20 protein-coding genes and 1 tRNA gene are annotated in these 19,529 nt (G+C 66.1%); 5 read left to right on the top strand and 16 right to left on the bottom strand.

Annotation, left to right across the window (positions count from 1 at the left end; translation table 11 throughout):
- Positions 1 to 44 precede the first annotated feature (44 nt).
- The 4 genes from ACOOHB_RS20090 to ACOOHB_RS20075 all read right to left on the bottom strand — a co-directional run bounded on the left by ACOOHB_RS20090 (position 45) and on the right by ACOOHB_RS20075 (position 2,907).
- Positions 45 to 683, bottom strand: coding sequence for a 50S ribosomal protein L25 (locus ACOOHB_RS20090; protein ID WP_420446554.1), 639 nt, complete (start codon positions 681 to 683; stop codon positions 45 to 47).
- A 164-nt stretch (positions 684 to 847) separates the two neighbouring features.
- Positions 848 to 1,831 carry a ribose-phosphate diphosphokinase gene (locus ACOOHB_RS20085; protein WP_420446553.1) on the bottom strand — a complete coding sequence of 328 codons (984 nt, stop codon included), beginning with the start codon at positions 1,829 to 1,831 and terminating at the stop codon, positions 848 to 850.
- A 198-nt stretch (positions 1,832 to 2,029) separates the two neighbouring features.
- The gene (locus ACOOHB_RS20080) at positions 2,030 to 2,791 is read right to left on the bottom strand and encodes an NTP transferase domain-containing protein (RefSeq protein ID WP_420446552.1); all 762 of its coding nucleotides are present in this window, start codon (positions 2,789 to 2,791) and stop codon (positions 2,030 to 2,032) included.
- A 44-nt stretch (positions 2,792 to 2,835) separates the two neighbouring features.
- Positions 2,836 to 2,907, bottom strand: a tRNA-Gln gene (locus ACOOHB_RS20075).
- 141 nt (positions 2,908 to 3,048) lie between these two features.
- Between ACOOHB_RS20075 and ACOOHB_RS20070 the strand changes: the two genes are divergently transcribed.
- On the top strand, positions 3,049 to 3,144 hold the full coding sequence (locus ACOOHB_RS20070) for a 30S ribosomal protein bS22 (RefSeq protein WP_323671112.1): 96 nt from the start codon (positions 3,049 to 3,051) through the stop codon (positions 3,142 to 3,144).
- Positions 3,145 to 3,175: 31 nt separating this feature from the next.
- On the opposite strand, the gene ACOOHB_RS20065 is transcribed toward ACOOHB_RS20070, so the two are convergent.
- The 9 genes from ACOOHB_RS20065 to ACOOHB_RS20025 form a co-directional block, all read right to left on the bottom strand.
- The gene (locus ACOOHB_RS20065) at positions 3,176 to 4,024 is read right to left on the bottom strand and encodes a 4-(cytidine 5'-diphospho)-2-C-methyl-D-erythritol kinase (RefSeq protein ID WP_420446551.1); all 849 of its coding nucleotides are present in this window, start codon (positions 4,022 to 4,024) and stop codon (positions 3,176 to 3,178) included.
- Between the two features lie 7 nt (positions 4,025 to 4,031).
- On the bottom strand, positions 4,032 to 4,880 hold the full coding sequence (rsmA, locus tag ACOOHB_RS20060; protein ID WP_420446550.1) for a 16S rRNA (adenine(1518)-N(6)/adenine(1519)-N(6))-dimethyltransferase RsmA: 849 nt from the start codon (positions 4,878 to 4,880) through the stop codon (positions 4,032 to 4,034).
- Positions 4,877 to 5,665 (bottom strand): TatD family hydrolase, encoded by a 789-nt coding sequence (locus tag ACOOHB_RS20055; protein WP_420446549.1) that lies wholly within the window; start codon positions 5,663 to 5,665, stop codon positions 4,877 to 4,879. The genes rsmA and ACOOHB_RS20055 overlap by 4 nt, the downstream gene beginning before the upstream one ends.
- Positions 5,666 to 5,675: 10 nt before the next feature.
- The gene (locus tag ACOOHB_RS20050; RefSeq protein ID WP_420446548.1) at positions 5,676 to 7,175 is read right to left on the bottom strand and encodes a class I tRNA ligase family protein; all 1,500 of its coding nucleotides are present in this window, start codon (positions 7,173 to 7,175) and stop codon (positions 5,676 to 5,678) included.
- Positions 7,176 to 7,245: 70 nt separating this feature from the next.
- Positions 7,246 to 8,112 carry a 16S rRNA (cytidine(1402)-2'-O)-methyltransferase gene (gene rsmI / locus ACOOHB_RS20045; RefSeq protein WP_420446547.1) on the bottom strand — a complete coding sequence of 289 codons (867 nt, stop codon included), beginning with the start codon at positions 8,110 to 8,112 and terminating at the stop codon, positions 7,246 to 7,248.
- Positions 8,113 to 8,149: 37 nt separating this feature from the next.
- Positions 8,150 to 8,485, bottom strand: a complete 336-nt coding sequence (locus ACOOHB_RS20040) for a DUF192 domain-containing protein (RefSeq protein WP_420446546.1) — start codon at positions 8,483 to 8,485, stop codon at positions 8,150 to 8,152.
- 2 nt (positions 8,486 to 8,487) lie between these two features.
- Entirely contained in the window at positions 8,488 to 9,597 is a 1,110-nt protein-coding gene (gene ychF, locus ACOOHB_RS20035) for a redox-regulated ATPase YchF (protein WP_420446545.1), read from the bottom strand.
- An 83-nt stretch (positions 9,598 to 9,680) separates the two neighbouring features.
- Positions 9,681 to 10,160: a HEPN domain-containing protein gene (locus tag ACOOHB_RS20030; RefSeq protein WP_420446544.1), complete on the bottom strand. Its 480-nt coding sequence runs from the start codon at positions 10,158 to 10,160 to the stop codon at positions 9,681 to 9,683.
- Complete coding sequence (locus tag ACOOHB_RS20025; RefSeq protein ID WP_420446543.1) at positions 10,157 to 10,723, bottom strand: MarR family transcriptional regulator; 567 nt, start codon at positions 10,721 to 10,723, stop codon at positions 10,157 to 10,159. Before ACOOHB_RS20025 ends, ACOOHB_RS20030 begins: the two co-directional genes overlap by 4 nt.
- Before the next feature lie 238 nt (positions 10,724 to 10,961).
- On the opposite strand from ACOOHB_RS20025, the gene ACOOHB_RS20020 reads away from it, so the two are divergent.
- Both ACOOHB_RS20020 and ACOOHB_RS20015 read left to right on the top strand, forming a co-directional pair.
- Positions 10,962 to 12,101 carry a CaiB/BaiF CoA transferase family protein gene (locus ACOOHB_RS20020; RefSeq protein WP_420446948.1) on the top strand — a complete coding sequence of 380 codons (1,140 nt, stop codon included), beginning with the start codon at positions 10,962 to 10,964 and terminating at the stop codon, positions 12,099 to 12,101.
- An 84-nt stretch (positions 12,102 to 12,185) separates the two neighbouring features.
- Complete coding sequence (locus ACOOHB_RS20015; RefSeq protein ID WP_419923509.1) at positions 12,186 to 12,272, top strand: 50S ribosomal protein bL37; 87 nt, start codon at positions 12,186 to 12,188, stop codon at positions 12,270 to 12,272.
- A gap of 7 nt (positions 12,273 to 12,279) precedes the next feature.
- Here ACOOHB_RS20015 and ACOOHB_RS20010 read toward each other — a convergent pair whose 3' ends face one another.
- From ACOOHB_RS20010 to ACOOHB_RS20000, 3 genes are read right to left on the bottom strand one after another with little or no spacing between them, the layout of a single operon-like run.
- Complete coding sequence (locus ACOOHB_RS20010; protein ID WP_420446542.1) at positions 12,280 to 13,221, bottom strand: DUF459 domain-containing protein; 942 nt, start codon at positions 13,219 to 13,221, stop codon at positions 12,280 to 12,282.
- Entirely contained in the window at positions 13,218 to 14,465 is a 1,248-nt protein-coding gene (locus ACOOHB_RS20005) for a DUF459 domain-containing protein (protein ID WP_420446541.1), read from the bottom strand. The genes ACOOHB_RS20010 and ACOOHB_RS20005 overlap by 4 nt, the downstream gene beginning before the upstream one ends.
- Positions 14,466 to 14,468: 3 nt before the next feature.
- The gene (locus tag ACOOHB_RS20000; protein ID WP_420446540.1) at positions 14,469 to 15,890 is read right to left on the bottom strand and encodes an MBOAT family O-acyltransferase; all 1,422 of its coding nucleotides are present in this window, start codon (positions 15,888 to 15,890) and stop codon (positions 14,469 to 14,471) included.
- A gap of 66 nt (positions 15,891 to 15,956) precedes the next feature.
- Between ACOOHB_RS20000 and ACOOHB_RS19995 the strand changes: the two genes are divergently transcribed.
- Together ACOOHB_RS19995 and ACOOHB_RS19990 are read left to right on the top strand one after the other, a co-directional pair.
- Positions 15,957 to 17,675 carry a phospho-sugar mutase gene (locus tag ACOOHB_RS19995; protein ID WP_420446539.1) on the top strand — a complete coding sequence of 573 codons (1,719 nt, stop codon included), beginning with the start codon at positions 15,957 to 15,959 and terminating at the stop codon, positions 17,673 to 17,675.
- Between the two features lie 47 nt (positions 17,676 to 17,722).
- Complete coding sequence (locus ACOOHB_RS19990; protein WP_420446538.1) at positions 17,723 to 19,507, top strand: ABC transporter substrate-binding protein; 1,785 nt, start codon at positions 17,723 to 17,725, stop codon at positions 19,505 to 19,507.
- The last annotated feature ends 22 nt before the right edge of the window (positions 19,508 to 19,529 follow it).

The following is a 19,529-nucleotide window of genomic DNA, read 5'->3' as shown; positions in this document are numbered from 1 at the left end:
CCCCCGCCGCGCGGCCGCCCGGCGGAAGACGGACACTGAGTGGGTCAGTCCTCGTCGTCGGCGACGTCGTCGTCTTCGTCAGCCTCGGTTGGCTCGCCGTCTTCGTCCACCTGCTCGGCTGCGACAGCGGCCCGTGATCGCTGCGCGATCACCACCAGCGTGTCGCTTTCGAGCAAGCTCACCATGCCCTCGGGCAGGGCGAGATCGCTGACGCGGATCGAGTTCTCCAGCGACAGCCATTCCACGTCGACGTCGATCGCCGGGGGGATGACTCCCGCTGGCGACTCGACATGCAGCGACATGAGCTGCTGCTGCACGACCGCTCCCTCGCGACCGGCCACTGCCGCTTCACCGACAAGCCTGACCGGCACGTCGACCACGAGGCGCTCTTCGAGCGAGACGAGCATGAAGTCGACATGCGTGACGCGGTTGGCGATCGAGTCGCGCTGCATGTCCTTGACGATGGTGAGATGGTTCTTGCCCTCGACCTCGAGGGTGATGATCGCGTTCGGACCCGCTGCGTTCAGCGCCGCCCGGAACCGCAAGCGATCGAGCGTGATCAACACCGGGTCGCTGCCGTGGCCGTACATGACCGCAGGAATCTTGTTATCGGCGCGTAGACGTCTCGACGGGCCTGAGCCGATTGTCAGACGGGCCTCGGCGACGAGCTTCAGCTGTTCCATGCCGATCCCTTCAAGTGCTGGACATCTAGTCGGTCAGCGACGGGGAAGCCTACGAGATCGAACCCCGAGAGCCGCCGCAGATCCTTTTCTGTGCAGAAATGCTCGCCTGGCGAGCTTTTTTGCACACAGAAGCGCTCCGGCCTCAATTGCCGGCAGCCATCGCTCTAGAACAAGTTCTGGCCGTCAAAGATCTCCGAAACCGAAGCGTCCTCGAACACCGATTCGAGGGCGTCGGCGAACACCCCAGCGACACTCAGCACCACCAGCTTGTCGAACTGCTTCGAGCTGGGGATCGGCACTGTGTTGGTGACGATGACCTGGCTCAGCGACGAGTTCTTCAGGCGGTCGACGGCCGGCTCGGAGAACACGCCGTGAGTGCTGGCGCACATCACGTCGGCCGCTCCCTGGGCCAGCAGCGTCTCGGTGGCCGAACAGATGGTGCCAGCCGTGTCGATCATGTCATCGATGATCACGCAGGTGCGCCCCGTCACCTCACCCATGATGCCGAGCGCTTCCGATTCATTGGCGCTGTCAGCCGAGCGGCGCTTATAGATCGACGCAACATCGCAGCCCAGCCGTGTGGCATAGCGCTCAGCCACTTTCACCCGACCGGTATCGGGCGACACGATCACTGAGTCGGGGTCCATGACGTCGGACAAGTACTTGATGAGCACCGGCGCGGCAGTCAGATGATCCACCGGACCGTCGAAGAAGCCCTGGATCTGACCGCTGTGCAGGTCAATCGACACCAGACGCTCCGCGCCGGCGACCGAGAACATGTCGGCGAGCAGTCGCGCTGTGATCGGCTCGCGGCCGGCGGCCTTGCGATCCTGGCGGGCGTAGCCGTACAGGGGTGCAACCGCGGTGATGCGCTTGGCCGATGCGCGCCGGGCGGCATCCACCATGATGAGCTGCTCCATGATCGCGTCATTGAGGCTCATGGTCTCGCAAGCGGCATGACTCTGGATGATGAAGACATCGCCGCCGCGAATCGACTCTGCGAACTTGCACTTGATCTCGCCGTTTGCGAAGTCGATGAGTCCTGGATCACCGAGTTCCACGCCCAGTTGCTCTGCGATCTCAGTGGCCAATTCAGGATTCGCCCTTCCGCTGAACAAGTGCAGGCGCTTCTTGGTGACCAGCTCCATTGCGTGTTCCTTTCGCAGCCGTCCCCGTGGCGCCGTGCTCAACACGGACGCGCTCGAGGCAGCAGCACTTGAAGGCTGGGCGGAACGCTCGGCAGTGGGTTTTGGCGGCATGTTCAGCAGTCCGGCGACACTTCGAGGCTACCTGACGGCACTTGCAGAACACCGGAGATTTCCGCTGTCCGACTGCGTTTTGGACGCTCAGCGACCGCGTCGCGTCGCCAGCACTGCCTCGCACGCCGCCAGCTGGTCGGCGTCGTTCACACCCAGCACTTCGGCAGGGTCAGGGGCCGGCACAGCCGAGATCGACTGGCCGGCGCGCGCGAGCAGTCCGATGGCATCGGTGAGGTAGTACTCCGACTGATCGTTGGCCGGGCTCAGCTCGCCCAGCACCCGGCGCAACAGCGAGATGCGAAAGCAGTAAACGCCCGCATTGATCTCGTTGATTCGTGCTTGCGACGGCGAGGCGTCTCGTTGCTCGACGATCCCGATGAGCCCGTCAGTGCGCACGATGCGCCCGTAGCCAGTCGGGTCGTCGACGTAAGCCGTGAGCAAGCTCGCAGCAGCGTCAACGCGCCGGCGCTCCGAGATGACTTGGCTCAGCGTCGCGGCACGCAGCAACGGCGTGTCGCCCGGCACCACCAGAACATCTGAGGCTTCTGAGAGCTGGCTGAGGGCCAGCAGGCCCACGCGTGCTGCGTCGCCGGTGCCGAGCTGGGAGGGCTGGGTCGCGAACACCAAGCGGTCTGGCTGTGGCGCTGCGCTCTGCACGGCGTCGCGGACTTTGGTTGCGCCATGCCCGATCACGACCACAACCGGCTCGGCATCGACACCTGCGAGCGCGTCGAGCACCCGCAGCACCATGGCGCGGCCTGCGACCGGAAGGAGCGGCTTCGGCGCGTCCGAGGCCATTCGAGTGCCCGCGCCCGCTGCCAACACGATGGCTGCGCAGGGTTGGCTCATCGGAACCGAGCGCATCGTGCGGGTCCGACCTGGGAATGGGGCGGTTCGGGGAGGAGGGTTCGAACCTCCGTTGTCGGGACCAAAACCCGATGTCCTGCCAATTGAACGATCCCCGATCACGCATGCGGCGTCAGCCGGCGTGCTTGTCTAGCGAGGGTAGCGACCCGCGCGAATGCCATGGTCAGGGAGTTGCCCGAGCTCTGAATCCGGGCGTTCTCGTGGGACGCCGACGGTGAGGCGGTAGCGTTCAGCGCTCGATGGGATCGCTGGTCAAAAAGCGCCGCAAGCGGATGCGCAAGAAGAAGCACCGCAAGATGTTGCGGCGCACGCGTTACCAACGCCGCAATCGCTGATCCAGCGACCGCGATGGTTTAGGGCGATGGCCTAGAGCCGCCCGATGGCACGCGCTCGCAGGGCGCTGATGCCGTCGCGCGTAGGCAGGTTCAGGCGTGTGCCAAACGGCGCAGGGACGAACCACGTGCCGCCGCTGCCAGCCAGCCGAGGCGTTCGCCCTGTGGCCCCGGCGAGCTGATCGCGCCAGGCGGAGAGTTCGGGATGAACGGCCAATGCGGCCGCCTCAAGGTCGTTCGAGCCCCCGCTCGGTCCCCCCATCTCGTCCCAGCGCCGGTACACCGCTGCGGTATTGACCTGAATCGGCGGCGTCCACAGCACAAACGCTGCATCCCGGAACGGGATCGACTCGATGATCTCGCCGATTCCCGTCACGCGAGCTCGACCGCCGGTGAGGCAGAACGCCACGTCTGCGCCCAGGGTCGCCGCCTGTTGCGGGGAGACGAGGGTCGGAGTCTGGGGACGGGACGCTTCCGAGGCTGCCTTGGCGGTCTCGCTGACTGCGAGACGATTCGCCCAGCGGAGCACTGCGGCCGCGTCGGCCGATCCCCCACCGAGCCCGGCGCCCGGCGGTATGCGCTTGCGAATCTCGACGTGGGCGGTGTGGCCCGCCAGCTCCAGCGCCCGGATGACCAAGTTGGAACGGTCGCTGGGGATGTCCCAGTCGGCTGCACCGGCTGCGCCGGCCGAAGGCACCACCTCAACCGACGATGTTGTGCTGGGATGAACGATGAGCTCGTCGCACAGGTCCAGCGTCACCATCTCGGCATCAATGAGGTGATAGCCGTCTCGACGAGTGCCCGTGATGCGCAGCTGCAGCGTCAGCTTCGCTGGAGCAAGCAGGCGAACCGGCCCTCGGTCAGCGGAGGCGTGCGCCGGCACAGCCGTCTCAGCCTTGCTGCCGAGTGCCCAGCGAGACTGTGGCGAGACGTGCCCACTGCGCAAGCCCCAGCCGTTCGGGGCGCTCGGTCGGGTCGATGTCGGCGGCCACAAGCTTTGCATCGGCGTCATCGAAGGCATTCCGCAACGTGCGACGCAGCATTTGCCGGCGGTGCGCGAAGGCCGCTGTGACGAGCCGTTCGATCTCCGCGCGCAACTTGGACTCCAGCGCGTCCGCACGCCGGGTGATGCGCACCAGCGCGGACTCCACTTCGGGACGGGGGTAGAAGACCGTGGCCGGTACCGCGCCAGCCAGTTCGGCGTCAGCGTGGATCGCAACACGCACCGAAACGGCGCCGTAAGCACCGCTGCCGGGTTCAGCTGCCAGTCGCTCGGCGGCCTCTCGCTGGCACATCACCAGCAGCTGGGACACCCCCGGCACCTCGTCGAGCACCGTCAGCACCAGCGAGGTGGCGATGTTGTAGGGAAGATTCGCCACAAGGTGCCAGCCAGTGCCTCCCAGGAGTGCGTTCCAGTCCATGCGGCGAGCGTCTGCGTGCACCACCTCCACCGAACTCGGGTAGGGACTCAGCACTTCACGCAACAGGGACACCAGCCGGCCGTCGGTTTCCACGGCGACAACGGTGGCTCCGGTCTCCGCCAAGGCCGCCGTCAGCGAACCCAACCCGGCGCCGATCTCGACAACGCGGTCACCCGGCCCGACTCCTGCCAAGCGGGCAATGCGGCGCACGGTGTTGGGATCGACGACGAAGTTCTGGCCGAGGCTGCGACGTGGAACAGTGCCAGCCCGCTCCAAGAGTTCCTTGACCGCAGGCAGCGTCAGCAGCTGGTTGGTCATGGGAGGCCAGAGGGGCCAAGCCGGAACATGCGCTGGGCATTGGCCGTGGTCTCGGCCGCAACCTGCGCGACAGAAATGCCCCGTGTCGCTGCAACTGCCTGGCCTACGAAACGCACCCAGCTCGGCCGGTTCTGCTTGCCGCGTTGAGGCACCGGGGCCAGGTACGGCGCGTCTGTCTCTACGAGGTAGCGGTCGGCCGGAACGAGGGCGGCAGCATCACGGATCTCGGATGCATTGCTGAACGACACGATGCCGCTGAACGACAGCGAAGCGCCGCGATCGAGTGACGCGCGGGCCTCGTCGGGCCCTCCGGTGAAGCAATGGAAGATGGTGCGCTCAGGCACGCCCTCGGCGTCGAGCACGTCGAACGTGTCCTCCCAGGCGTCGCGGCTGTGGATCACCAGCGCCAGCTCGTAGCGATGCGCCATCGCAATCTGAGCGGCAAACGCCTCACGCTGGCTGGCCCGATCGGAGTGCTCGTAGAAGTAATCCAACCCGCATTCGCCGATCGCGACCGGCGAGGAGCCTGCAGCGATCAGCTGCTCCAGTGCCTCAAGCTCCGCAGGTCCGGAATCGGCATCGTGGGGATGCAGCCCGATGGTGGCAGCGACACCCGGCAACGTGCGGGCGCGCTCCAGTGCCGAAATGCTTCGCTCAACGTCGGTGCCGATGTCGATGACCCAGGCGACCCCGTCTCGGTGCGCCTCGGCGACGAGGTCGGCGCCGTTGTCCCACAGGTGGCAATGGCTGTCGATCCAGACTTCGGCCAGGTCCTCTGTGTTCATCGCAATGGGCTCATCGCAGGCGCGGATACAGCGGTTCGCCCGTTTCCACCGGCAGGCCCCCTGGGTAACCGCCCCAGTTGGCAGCCTCCGGCAGACGCTGATCGGCCACCAAACCCTCCATGCCGATGCGCCGCCACACTTCCTGGCAACCCCTCGGCGTGGCCACCGACGACAGCACCGCCACGATGCGCAGCGCCTCGAGCGCATCACCGAGCACCGCGTCCACCTCGGGACCTGGTTCGGCCTTCCATGGCTCGGTCGCCTCGAGCATGGAATTGGTCTCACGAATGATCCGCCATGTGGCGTCGAGGGCATCTGAAGGCGCCAGTCGTTCCCACGCCTCGGCCGCCTCGCCGTAGCACTGGGCCACCGCGGAGGCCAGCGGGCTGTCGGGGCTAGGCGCCGGCCCGATCCCGTTGCACTTGCGAGCGACCACGGTGGCCACCCGGCTCATGAGGTTGCCCAGGTTGTTGGCCAAGTCCGCGTTGTAGCGGGCGACCATCGCCTCATAGGAGAAATCCCCGTCAGGTCCGAAGGGCTGATCGTGCAAAAAGTGGTGCCGCACGCCGTCGCTGCCGAAGTCGTTCACGAGGTCGCCGGGAGCGATCTGGTTGAGCGCCGACTTCGCCATCTTCTCGCCGCCGACCAGCAGAAAGCCGTGGACGTGGACCCGCCGCGGCGGCAACACGCCGCCGCTCATCAGCATCGCCGGCCAGTACACGCAGTGGAATCGCAGGATGTCCTTGCCGATGAGATGGACCCCCGGCCAGCGGTGGTCGAACTGGATCGGGTCGTCGCCGTAGCCAGCCGCCGTGATGTAGTTCGTCAGAGCGTCGAACCAGACGTAGGTGACATGGCGAGGGTCCCAGGGAATTCGGATTCCCCAGTCCAGCGATGTGCGGCTGATGGAGAAGTCCTGCAGGCCGCCGCGGATGAACCCCAGCGCCTCGTTGCGCTTGGTCGCCGGGACCACGAAGTCGGGATGTGCCTCGTACCAGTCCAGCAACGGCTTCTCGTACCGGCTGAGCGAGAAGAAATAGTTCTCTTCGGTGACATGCTCGGCGGGACGGCGGTGGATGCGGCAGTTGCCGTCGTCAAGGTCGTCGTCGGTGTAATAGGCCTCACAGCTCACGCAATACAGGCCCTCGTAGGTCTGCAAGGTGATGTCGCCGTTGTCGTAGCAGGCCTGCAGCAGCTGCTGTACCGAGCGGTGATGGCGGGGCTCGGTTGTGCGGATGAAGTCGTCGTTGGCGATGTCGAGCTGCTGCCATGCCTCCTGGAAGCGCACGACGGTGCGGTCTGCCCACTCGATGGGAGTGCAGTCGTGCTCCTGCGCTGCCCGCTGGACCTTGAGACCGTGCTCGTCGGTGCCGGTCAGGAACATGACGTCATCGCCGCACAGCCGCTTCCAGCGAGCGATCGCATCGGCGGTGATCGTCGTGTACGCGTGCCCGATGTGGGGGGCGTCGTTCACGTAGTAGATCGGCGTCGTGACGTAGTAGGAAGCCACGCCTGCAGGGTAGTGAGGGGCAGCCAGCGAGCTTGCGGAGTTTCAGCGACGAGTTTGGGTACCCGCCAGCTCAGTCGCGAGCGCCTGCCAGCGCCACCGCGAGGGGGTACACCCGGTTGCGACCGACGCCGAGCTTGCGTGCCACGGCGGCCGCAGCGTCGCGTGCGCTGACGCCAGCGGCGAGCTCGTTCGCCAGTTCGGCCCCGATCTCATCGTCGGAGGGGGCCGCTGAAACTGCCGGACCGATGACCACCACGATCTCCCCCTTGGGCGGGTCGCCAAATCGGGTCGCCAACTCTGCGAGCGTCCCGCGGCACACCTCTTCGTGCAGCTTGGTCAGCTCCCGCGCCACCACGGCTGGCCGGTCGCCACCACAAGCTTGCGCCAGCTCGGCCAGCGTGGCGCCGACTCGTCGAGGCGATTCGAGCAGAACGACGGTGTGCCCCGAGACAGCGATCTCGGCCATCCGCGCCTCGCGGGCCTCCCCGCTGCGGGGCAGGAAGCCCTCCATGATCCAGCGTTGCGTCGGCAGGCCGGACACGGCGAGCGCCGCGATGGGCGCAGATGGCCCCGGCACAACGCTGATGAGCACTCCAGCAGCCGCAGCGGACTCGACGAGGCGCTGTCCGGGATCGGAAATGCCAGGCATGCCGGCGTCGGTCACATATGCAGCTGTCTCCCCGGCAACCAAGCGCTTGACCACCTGTTCGCATGCCGCAGCCTCGTTGTGCTCGTGCACTGCGAGGAGCGGCCGCCGTCCGATGCCCAGCCGCTGCAGCAGCAAACCTGTGCGGCGTGTGTCCTCACAGGCCACGAATGACACCTCGCGCAGCACCTGTACCGCCCGGGGGGCGATGTCGGCCAGATTTCCGATCGGCGTAGCGACCAGCCACAGCCGCGGTTGCTCTGCGGTGTCTGCGGCTGACCGGTCAGTCATGTCTGTAGGCAAGCACGCCCAGCGAGTGTTGGTGTGCTCATGCGTCGAGCCGGACGTCGAGCGAGTCGCCCACTCGAATTCCCCAGCGTTCGAACGCGCCCGCTCGGGCCTCGATCACCGATCGTGCACCCAGCCGGGGCAGGCCGATCCGGCCCGGCCGCATCGTGACGATGTCGACCACTTGCCTGCCGGCGTCGAGGTATGCCACATCGATCTCGAAGTTCATTCCCACCGTGTGCACCGCACGGCAACGCTCGATCAGCAGCGCCCCGGTCAGGTCGTCGCGCCCCAGCAGTCCGCGACGGCGTGCAGACCGGGCGCGGGCGACTTCGAGGCTTGCCACCACGCGGTCCCCACAGGCCAACCACGGCATGGCTACACGTTGAAGCGGAACTCCACGACGTCGCCGTCGCGCATCGGGTAGTCCTTGCCTTCGACGCGCATCCTGCCGGCTTCACGCGCAGCGCCCCATGAGCCCAGTTCGAGCAGCTCCGCCCAATCGATCACTTCTGCCCGGATGAAGCCACGCTCGAAATCGGTGTGGATCCGGCCAGCACACTGCGGTGCCCGCCAGCCAGCACGGAATGTCCACGCCCGTGACTCCTTCTCGCCGGTCGTGAGAAAAGTTCGCAATCCCAGCAGGCCGTGCGCGCCAGCAACGAATCGCTCCAGCGCTCCGGAACCCAGACCGAGTCCTTCCAGCAATTCAGCCCGTCCGGCCGCATCGAGCTGTGCAGCTTCTGCTTCAAGTTGCACGCAGAGCGGCAGCACCGTGGCACCCGGCAGCTCAGCCTCGATGGGCGCGGCAAGCTCGGCTGCGGAATCCAGCTGGTCCTCTCCGATGTTCAGGACCGCCATGACCGGCTTGTCGGTCAGCAGGAAGTGGCTCCGCAGCGCAGCGCGATGCGGGTGTTCGTCGGCCCCGTTGCGCGTCGCAGCGAGCGGCCATGCCCGGAACAGCGGTGTGCCAGCTTCGAGGTGCTCAAGTGCTGCATCGAGTGCTGCCACTTCTTCGGCAAGCGCAATGTCGGAGGGCTGGCTGCGCAATGCCTTGCGCCGGCGTTTGATCCGGGACTCCACCGACTCCAAGTCGGCCAGTGTCAACTCGGTCTCCACAATGCTGAGGTGCTCGAGCGGATCGGCGGGACCTGGCACATCGGTATCGGTGAAGGCACGCAGCACAAAGACAATCGCATCGACCTCGCGAATTCCGGCCAGGAATCGGTTGCCCAGTCCCTCGCCCTTGCTGGCGCCCTCTACCAAGCCTCCGATGTCGATGAACTCGGTGGTCGTGGGCACCACTTTGCGGCTCGCGCTCATGGCGGCCAGGGCATCGAGGCGTCCATCGGGCACGCGTGCCACGCCGACATTGGGATCGGTTGTCGCGAACGCGTACGGCGCGGCCAGCGCACCGCCGCCAGCGAGGGAATTGAACAGTGACGATTTCCCCGCGTTGGGCAAGCCGACAAACCCAAAGCGCTCCATCGCCGGGCGAGGCTAGTGAGCGCAGCAGTTCAGAAGGTTCGTGGTTGTGGGGTCCGCGGTCGTGGAATTCGTGTCCCCGAGCGTCAAGGTCGGGGCGGAGGGGGTGGAATGGAAGCGACCGTCTGTTGTGCACGGACGATGACGCTGTCGGCGAGATTGGTGAACTGGTCGAGCTCCGCACTGGTGGGTTCGACGAGATCGGAAGGGTAATTCGCCTTGTGTCGGAGATCGCGTAGCTGGTCGAGTTGTGTCCATTCGACTCGATTGACAAGGTCGACTGCGAGCGCGTAGTCAACGGCAGCGACATGAGCGCCGGGACGGTTGGCAAAACGCAGTCCCTTCGAAGCCGCGACCGCCGTGACTGCCAGCCGGGCCGCTTCGTGCAGGTTTGATATCACTGGGAGGCGCAGGTTGTTGTCGCGGCAGAGCTGAGCCGTATGACGAAATTCGCGTGCCGACGCCAGGACGCGCCTTCCCTCGTTGCGGTGTTCAGCGACCGGTCCCGGGACACGGTGCAGCGACGCGCCGATGAGTTCGCCTAACGCTGCCGGACGGCTGTTCACGTGCGGGCATCTCGAGGGACGAGAACCGGTACCGATCCTGCTCGAAGCGACTCAAGCCGTTCGTTGTCGGGTGCCAAGATCATCTGATCGACGGTCATACCGGTCTCGACTTCGATCGCGGTGCGATAGGGGGCAAGAGTGAACCGAGTATGGGAGAGGCTGACGATAACGAGGTCAAGATCGCGGGGTGGGCTGCCGGGCTCCCCGTGGAATCGTGCTGCCCAGGACCCGTGAATGAAGGTCTCATCGATGTCATCGACGTTCTCGTACACGGTGCGGACGATGTGGGGAACGCCTGCGGCATATGCAACGAGCTGGCGCAGCGCATTGGCGTAGGGCGCAGGGGCGGCGTGGACGACTTTGGCATTGCCGACTTGCTCGTACTCCACGATCCCGGCGTCCACGAGCCGGCCCAGCTCTCGGGCAACGGTTGGCTGAGCCAAACCGAGCCGCCGTGCAAGTTCACGGCCATTCGCCGGCGAGTTGAAGAGCACTTCGGCGAGAATCTGCGCCTGAGTCTGGGACCGAAAGATCGGAAGGAGTGCTGGGGCTGGCGCTGGCACACGATGAGTATACACATATTCAGTCAAATGACTATGAATGCGGATCGAAGGTCATGACGCCTGCCAACTCCGACTGCTTCGACTCTGCGCAGAAATGCCGCCACAGACGGCAAAATTGCACAAAGAAGGCATGACAGTCGTTTTCCGAGCAGCGGCGCTCGGGCATCGCGCAATCCGAGATGCAAGACTTCGCCGCTACGGGCGTGCGGCTACGACGCCCACTGACGGGGAGGAATCCATGGGACCGTTGCAGGGACTCAAGGTGATCGAGCTTGCTGGCATCGGCCCAGGGCCGTTCTGCGCAATGCTGCTCGCTGACCTGGGGGCGGACGTCGTCCGCATCGATCGCATGACACCCGAAGACCTCGGCATCGACCGGGGACGCAAGTTCAACGTGCTCAATCGCGGCCGGCGCTCGGTTGCGGTCGACCTCAAGTCGCCGGACGGCGTCGAGACCGTGCTGAAGCTGGTGGAACAGGCCGACGCGCTGATCGAGGGGTTCCGCCCCGGCGTGACCGAACGGCTCGGCCTCGGTCCGCACGAGTGCTTCGACCGCAACCCGAAGCTGGTGTACGGGCGCATGACCGGGTGGGGTCAGGAAGGCCCCATGGCGCACGCAGCCGGCCACGACATCAACTACATCGCCCTCACGGGCGCACTGCACGCCATCGGTCCCGCCGAGGCGCCGAGCCCACCGCTCAACCTGGTGGGCGACTTCGGCGGCGGAGGCATGTACCTGGCATTCGGTGTGTGCGCTGCGCTGCTCGAAGCGCGCGACTCCGGGGAGGGCCAGGTGGTGGACGCAGCGATGACCGAGGGCGCCGCATCGCTGATGGCGGCGATCTACGGCATCTACGGCTCGGGCGGCTGGCAAGACGAGCGGGAATCCAACTTCCTCGACGGCGGCGCCTACTACTACGGCGTGTACGAGACCTCCGACGGCAAATTCGTCTCGGTCGGGTCGATCGAGGGCAAATTCCACGATGAACTGTTGGAGAAGACCGGCTTGGCCGACGCTCCCACCGTGGACCGCAACGACCGGGATGCGTGGGCTGACAAGCGGGCCCGCCTGGCCGAGGTCATCAAGACCAAGACCCGGGATGAGTGGGACGAGATCATGGCCGGCTCAGACGTGTGCTACGCGCCGGTGCTGGACCTGTCCGAGGCTCCCCATCACCCGCACAACGTGGCCCGCGGCAGCTTCGTCGAGGTGGAAGGCGTGATGCAGCCCGCGCCTGCACCTCGCTTCAGCCGTACTCCCGGCGAAGTCGCTCGGCCGCCGGCTTCACCCGGCGAGAACACCGACGAGGTGCTGGCTGACTGGGGCTTCGATGCCGACGACATCGAAAAGCTGCATGAGGTCGGCGCGGTTGGCTGAGCCGACCGTGGCCTCGGAGACCACCACACCGCAACTGATGCCCCCGGACTGATGCCGGCGCGGCGTCGATAGCCTGATCCGTCTATGTCGAAGCGCACCAACAAGCGAAAGCTCCGGGCGCGGCGCAACAAGGCCAATCACGGCAAGCGCCCCAACTGCGGCCGCGGCTAGTCGCGCGTCAACCGCTGCGGCGCTCAATCGCGGCCAGGATCGGCTGGGTCAGCACGAGACCGCCATAGAGCGTGTAGTGGACTCCGTCTTGGGTGCGAATCCTGCGATTGCCGTGATCGGCGCCGAGCTGCGAGGCATAGCGTCCGTCGATAGACAGCGTCTCGTATGCATCGACGAAGATCGCTCCGGGGACTTCGGCCACAGCCGCCGCGGACAGCGGGTTGACTGTGCTGGGCAGGTCTGACAGAAACCGAGATCCCAGCGGTGGCAGCCCAACCCAGACCACCAGTCGGCCGGGCCGCACTGCCGCAGCGACGATGTCGCGCACGCGCGAGCGGTATTGCTCAGACCACGCCTGCTCCCCGACATAAACCGGAATGCCCCGGAACCGCTGCTTGTCGTTGGCGCCCATGGCAATCACGATGACGTCGTAGGGTCCCTCCGCCACCTCGGTGGCCATGTAGTCGATCCAGTCGAAATACCAGTCGGTCACGACGCCGGTCGACTTGATGATGTCCTCGGTGAAGCGGAACCGCTCGTCGTCGGCGATGAGCTGCCGGAAGCCATAGACCGGACCGCCCGACATCGAGTCTCCGCCGGCCCACACCCGCAACGGCCGTTCGGAGGTCGCCGACGGTAGGAGCGACCGCCGGTCGTCGCGCGCAAACCAGTAGTAGGTGGGCTCGGTGCCCAGCTGCGATTCGGCCAGCGGGTCTGGCCAGCGCAGCACAGGGTCTGCCCATGGATCTTCACTGACCCTGGGTGCCGGCTCGGGCGCCGGCTCGGGCGCTGGCATTTCCTCGCTGGCACCGTCGTCGGTCGAGGCCTCGTCGTCGGTCTGCGCCCCCGCCGGTCCCCCAAGCAGCCCTGACGCCAGCAGGCACACGACGACTGCGGCCGCTGCTGCCCTCAGCGATCGCCGAGGGCGGCGCAATTCCCGCTGGTTCACGAAGGAGCGCCCGACGTCAAATCGACGACAAGGCCGAGTTCGTCCAACAACACCTCCGACAGCCATCTGCCACCGATGGTGCTGAGGTGGACGCCATCGGTGAGTCGAACGTCGGTGAGCTGCCCGTCGGCATCAGCGACGTAGCGGCTGAAGGTGCCGTTCGGCCCCCTGAACAGGTCGCGGATTTCCACGTAGCGCACCCGGTCGCGCTCGGCAGCTTCTGCCGCAAAGATCTCGTTGACCCGCTGCATCCGGGAGTCGTAGTCGGGATCTTCCATTATCGGCTGGCCGACCCAGATCAAGACTCGTTCCGGGTCGGTCGTCACCAAATCCATGATGTGACCGACTCTTGCCGAGTACTCCTGTAGCCAGCTCTCCGAGAAACGGCGGGCGATCTGGCCGTCCACGACGATCGCCTGAGCGTCGTTGCCTCCGAACATCAGCACCACTGCGTCGGGGTCGTCAGCAGCCATGACTTCGACGATCCGAGTCGGCCAGTCGTAGAAGTCAGGCCGACTCAGGCCGCTTGAGAGCTGATGCTCTGTCGAGGCATTGATGACACCAGTGTCGTTGGCCAGTCCGACCATGGTCTTGCCGAAGAACTGCACCATCGAGTCGCCCATGATGGACAGCTGCAGCGGGTCAGCGGGTGTTGGGAACCACGGCACCGTGGTGGCAGGTGCGCTCGTCGCCGAGTCGTCGGCGGCACCTGTGGCCTGCTGCTGGTCCCCAGCTGTCGCCTCTGTGCCGATTGATCCGCCGACCGTCGCCCCGGATCCCGTCGCTTGGTCTGCCAACGCAGGCGTATCGCCGCTCTCTGTGCTGTCGGTCCCGGTGGCGGGCGTGTCGGCGATCACGACACCGACGGGGATCGAATCGGTCACTGCTGTGTCGGCGGCATCGCCCGCGACGACGGAGGCGAATTGGTCAGTGATCACGCCCGGATTGGTCACCGAGCGGCCCAACGCTTCGTCGGCCCACAGGCGCGGCAGGTGCAAGCCGACGGAGCTGGCAGCACCCTCGACCGGCTCCCAGACCGCCACCGAAGCGTCGCGCTCCCAGCCGAATGGCTTCTGCTGAGCTTCCCGAAGCAATTGCTGCGAGTTGAGCACGATCGCCAGCAGCAGCCCCAGCGCACCAGCCAACAAGACCTTGCCGGCAGCGACCCCGGTGCGACGGTCCGTGGCGTCGAGACGAGGTTGCCCGGTGGGCGGGACGATTCGGGAAGCGTGCGAATCCGACATGGCTCAGAACTGGAAGTAGATGAACGGGGCGACGCCCGTCGGGCCGAGGACATCGATTGCCACCAATGAGACGCCCACCACCGCGCCTTGGGTCACCCAGCCCAGGCTGGCGAATCCGTCGCGCAGCTGATCGAACCAATCGGTGGGCATGAACTGGAACGCCAGCGCGCCAAAAGTCACAGCGATCACGAGCGGCGTCGCAGCGCCGGCGTAATTGTCGAAGCTGGCGACCGCACCGAGCATCTCGATCGCCGCCGACAGCGACTCGGAACGGAAGAACACCCACGCCAGGCACACGACATGGAACGTGACCAGCCAGCGCACCACCTCGCCGAGGGCTGGGGACAGCACGGGACCCGCACCGCTGCGCTCTCGCTGCTCACGCACCAGCCGCTCCACTGCCAGAACGACGCCGTGAATGCCTCCCCAGATCACGAAGTTCCAGGTGCTGCCGTGCCACAGGCCACCGAGCAGCATGACGATCATGAGGTTGCGGTACGTGTTGGCGCGGCCACCCCGGTTGCCGCCCAGCGGCACATAGAGGTAATCGCGCAGCCAGCGCGACAGGGTCATGTGCCATCGGCGCCAGAAGTCCTGCAGCGTGAGCGCCCGGTACGGATTGTCGAAGTTCTGCGGGAAGCGGAAGCCCAGCAGCAGCGCCACGCCGATGGCGATGTCGGTGTACCCGGAAAAGTCCGCATAGATCTGGACCGCATAGGCGTAGACGCCGAGCACGACCTCGGGTCCGCTGTGGGCCCCCGGATCGGCGAAGACGTCGTCCACGATCTCGCTTGCCAGAAAGCTGGAGATCACGACCTTCTTGAACAGCCCGTTCAGGATCAGCCCGAACGCTTCTGCGGCTGGGACGTAGCGGGGGTCAGGCCGTGCAGCGAGCTGCGGTGCCATCTCTGCCGCTCTCACAATCGGACCGGCGACCAGCTGGGGGAAGAATGACAGGTACACCGCAAAGTCCAGCGGCGCCATCTCGCGGACGTTCCCCCGGCCGATGTCGATGATGTAGCTCATCGCTTGGAACGTGTAGAAGGAGATGCCGACCGGCAGCGTGTACTCCAGCACCGGCAGGGCACCGGAGATGCCGATGCTCTCGAGCAGGTTGGACAGCTCGACGGCGAAGAAGTCCCAGTACTTGAAGACGCCGAGGATGCCGAGATTGGCGGTAACGCCGAACCGGACCCACCACCGTGCTGCCTCGGCGGAACCGGTCACCGCGTAGTGCCCGACGACCCAATTGATGACGATGGTGACGAGCAGCAGGAAGACGAAGCGCCAGCTCCACCAGCCGTAGAACACGATGCTGGCTGCGAGCATCAGCGGCTTCCACAGGGCCGGGTGCGGCCGAGTGAGCCAGTTCACGACGAAGACGACGACGAAGAATGCTCCGAAGACGAACGTCGGGAACAACATGCCCAGTCGAACATACTTGCGCCCCCAAGTACTTCGAGGGACAGCGGTGAGTGAAGGCGATCCCCCATGACGACCCCGACAACGCTGCTGGACGCCTGGCTGGCCGCCGACCCAGATCCGGTGGCGCGCAGCACAATCGAGGCCAACCGCGAGCGTCCCGACTGGGTCGAGGCGCATTTCGGCAGCGTGCTTCGATTCGGGACCGCTGGGATGCGGGGGCCGAGTGGACCGGGCCCCGCGCGCATGAACCGGGTCATGGCGCGCCTGAGTGCTCGGGCAATCGGCGCCGAACTTGTCTCAGCGGGACTTGCTGACCGAGGCGCCGTCGTCGGCTTCGACGCCCGATCCGGTTCCGCGGACATGGCCTTCGACGCCGCACGGCTGCTCGCCGCTATGGGAATCCCGACAGCAATCATCGACGGTCCCGCACCAACACCCCTGCTGGCACGGCAGCTGCTCGCCCGCTCCGCCGGGGCGGGACTCATGATCACCGCCAGCCACAACCCTCGCGATGACAACGGTCTCAAGGTCTACTGGGCTGACGGCACCCAGATCCGGCCGCCGCTGGACCGCCGCATCGAGGCCCGCATGGACCTCGGGGATCTCCCAACCGACGACGACCTCGCCGTCCGCCACGAGCTGGAGTTGCTCGACGTGCGATCGGTGATCGCCGAATACGTCGGCGCTGCCGTCCGTCGACCGGTGTTCGGCCCCGACGGCCTGCCGGCCGATCCGGCGGACGTGCCAGAGTTCGTCTACACGGCGCTGTGCGGCGTCGGCTCGCAAACCCTGGGCCACGCGTTCGCCACCGCGGGCCTGCCGCCACCGATCTATGTCGAGCACCAACGACATCCCGACGCAACGTTCCCGGGGCTGCCGTTCCCGAATCCCGAAGAGCCGGGCACCCTCGACGATGCGATCGCACTGGCCTCCGACGAGGGCATCGACTTGGTTCTGGCCAACGACCCCGACGCAGACCGGCTGGCAGTGGCCGTTCGCGATGGGGACGGTGCGTGGCGCCGGCTGAGCGGGGACGAACTAGGCGTGCTGTTGTGCGACTGGCTGATCGGTCTGGCCGGTAGCCACCGGGCTGCGCGACCGTTGATCTCGGCTTCATCGGTCGTGTCGGGACGGATGGTCGAGGCACTCTGCACCGCTCGGGGCGTCGGACACCATCGAACCCTGACCGGCTTCAAGTGGATCATGGAGCCACGGCTGGCGCATCCCGACGCTCACTGGGTGTTCGGCTACGAGGAAGCGCTCGGCTACTCGGTCACTGACGCCGTACTCGACAAGGACGGCATCTCGGCGGCCATCGAATTCGCGCGGCTGACCGGAGCCTTGGCTGCTCGCGGCATGGGACCGCTCGAACGTCTCGATGAGCTGGCCGCCGAGTTCGGCCTCCACGTCACGGCGGCAGCTTCAGTGCGCGCCAGCGCCGGTGCGATCGCCGCCGCCATGGCGGCGTTGCGGGCCAATCCACCTCGCACGATCGCTGGCCGCTCCGTTACGAACATCGCGGACTGGCTCGACGCCAGCACGCCTCACCCCGCTGACCTCGTCGAACTGGAGCTGGCGCCCGCCACGGCGGACGGCTCCAACCACGACCCGGAGGCGCAGGTGCGCATCTGCATCCGGCCGAGCGGCACCGAACCTAAGGCGAAGATCTACCTCGAAGCCGTGATTCCGAGCCCCGGTGACATCCGCGCCGAACGCCACCGCCTGCGGGCGCTGCTCGACGCCATCGCCGCCGAAACCCGGGACTCACTCTTCACTATCGAGTGACAAGGAACTAGCGTTGCCCAGAACGTAGAGCTAACCGGGGGAGCACAATGTCTCACCGTCCACGTATTTCTACGAACGGCTGGATTGGTCACCGACGACGCCCCAGCCTGCTCATCTTCGCCCTGCTCGCAGTGATGTCGCTGCTGGCGGTGTCCTGCGGCACCGACGACGACGCCCCCGATGCAGCCCCGGACACGCCGAGTGCGGACACCAGCGCGACAGCAACCGAAACTGACGACGCAGCGCCGGAGCCGGACGAAGGAGCGGAGCCGGACGAAGGAGCGGCGCCGGACGAAGGAGCGGCGCCGGACGAAACCGCCGCCCCCGAATCCGAGCCGGCAGAGTCCGCGCCGGAACCCGAAGAGACGGCACCTGAGGTCCCCGCACCGAGCGGCACGGTCCGTTTAGCACCGATCGTCTCGCTCATCACGATGGACCCGCACAATTTCTTGGGCGGCGGGTTGCCCTGGCTGACACCGGTGTATGAGCCGCTGTTCCGCATAGAGCGTGGCGGGGATGGCTCGATCCAACCGCTCCTCGCGACCGGTTTCTCCGTGGACGGCCTCGATGTCACCATCACGCTGCGGGATGATGTCACCTTCTCCGACGGCGAGCCCTTCAACGCCGCAGCTGTCAAGGCGAACCTCGACCGAGGCAAGGCAGTTGGTGTCAGCGATGTGTTTGCTGTCATCGACTCGGTGAGCGTGGCCGACCCCTTCACCGTTGTCGTCACACTGGCCCAGCCCGCTCCGGCCTTCATCAGCGACCTGGCGTCGATTCCGGGATTCATGATCAGCCCTGCGGCCTTGGACGATCCCGCACTCGACCGCAACCCCGTCGGCACGGGTCCCTGGGTGTACAACGCCGCAGAGAGCCGCGAGGGGGACGTCCACGTCTACACGCTGAACGACGGCTACTGGAATCCGAGCGCCCAAGGTGTGGAACGGATTGAGGTCTACGACATTCCGGACGCGCAGGCCCGACTCAACGCCCTCAAGACCGGCCAGCTCGATATCGCCGCTGTCGCCGGCCCGACTGCTGCAGAGGCAGGCGCCGACCCCTCGCTTGGTCTGATCGAAATGGGAACGAATTGGGTGCTGGGAATTCCCATCCTCGACCGGGACGGCACCAACGTGCCGGCATTTGCCTCTCCACAGGTCCGCGAGGCGATGTCGATCGCCATTGACCGCGATGCCTGGGCACAGGTGATCGACTTCGGCCTCGGTACTCCCAACCTGCAGCCGGTGCCGAAGGGTCACTGGGCCCACAACGATGCACTCGACGAGAACATCGAGTTCAACCCCGAGCGGGCCCGGCAGTTGATGGCGGAAGCGGGTTACGGCGACGGCTTCAGCTTTACCATGCCCTCCATCGGATTCTTCGGTCGGCACGTGGAAGTCCTTGGCGAGTTCTGGCGAGACATCGGCATCGACATGAGCGTCGAAGTGCTCGAACCTGGCACGCTCGCCGGCCGCAGTCGGAGCACCGACTTCCCCATCACGACGCTGTTTTGGGTTGTCGGCAGGGATGTCTCGGCATACCCAGGCACGTTTCTCAATGTCGGCGCGCCGTTCAACCCGTTCGGCCACGTGCCGAATCCGCGATTCGCTGAGCTCAACGAACTCGGCTCGGCGAGTCTGGATCCCGCCGAGCGCGCTCCCCACTACCACGAGATGTGGGAGATCCTCGCCGAGGAGAGATCCGTCATATTCGTCACGAGCAGTGACGTCGTGCTGGGCGCATCGGCCGAGATGGCGCAGAATCCGACGATCCGGATCGACGCCGCGCAGGCGGAGGCGCCGATCTGGCATGGGTTCCGGGTCGGCGGCTAGCCAGTACCCGGCTTTGCTTCCG

The sequence above is a fragment of the Candidatus Poriferisodalis sp. genome (assembly GCF_965215815.1).
Classification (GTDB): domain Bacteria; phylum Actinomycetota; class Acidimicrobiia; order Acidimicrobiales; family Poriferisodalaceae; genus Poriferisodalis.
The sequence above is the reverse complement of the archived record's forward strand: the minus strand, read 5'-3'. Positions and strand labels throughout refer to the sequence as shown.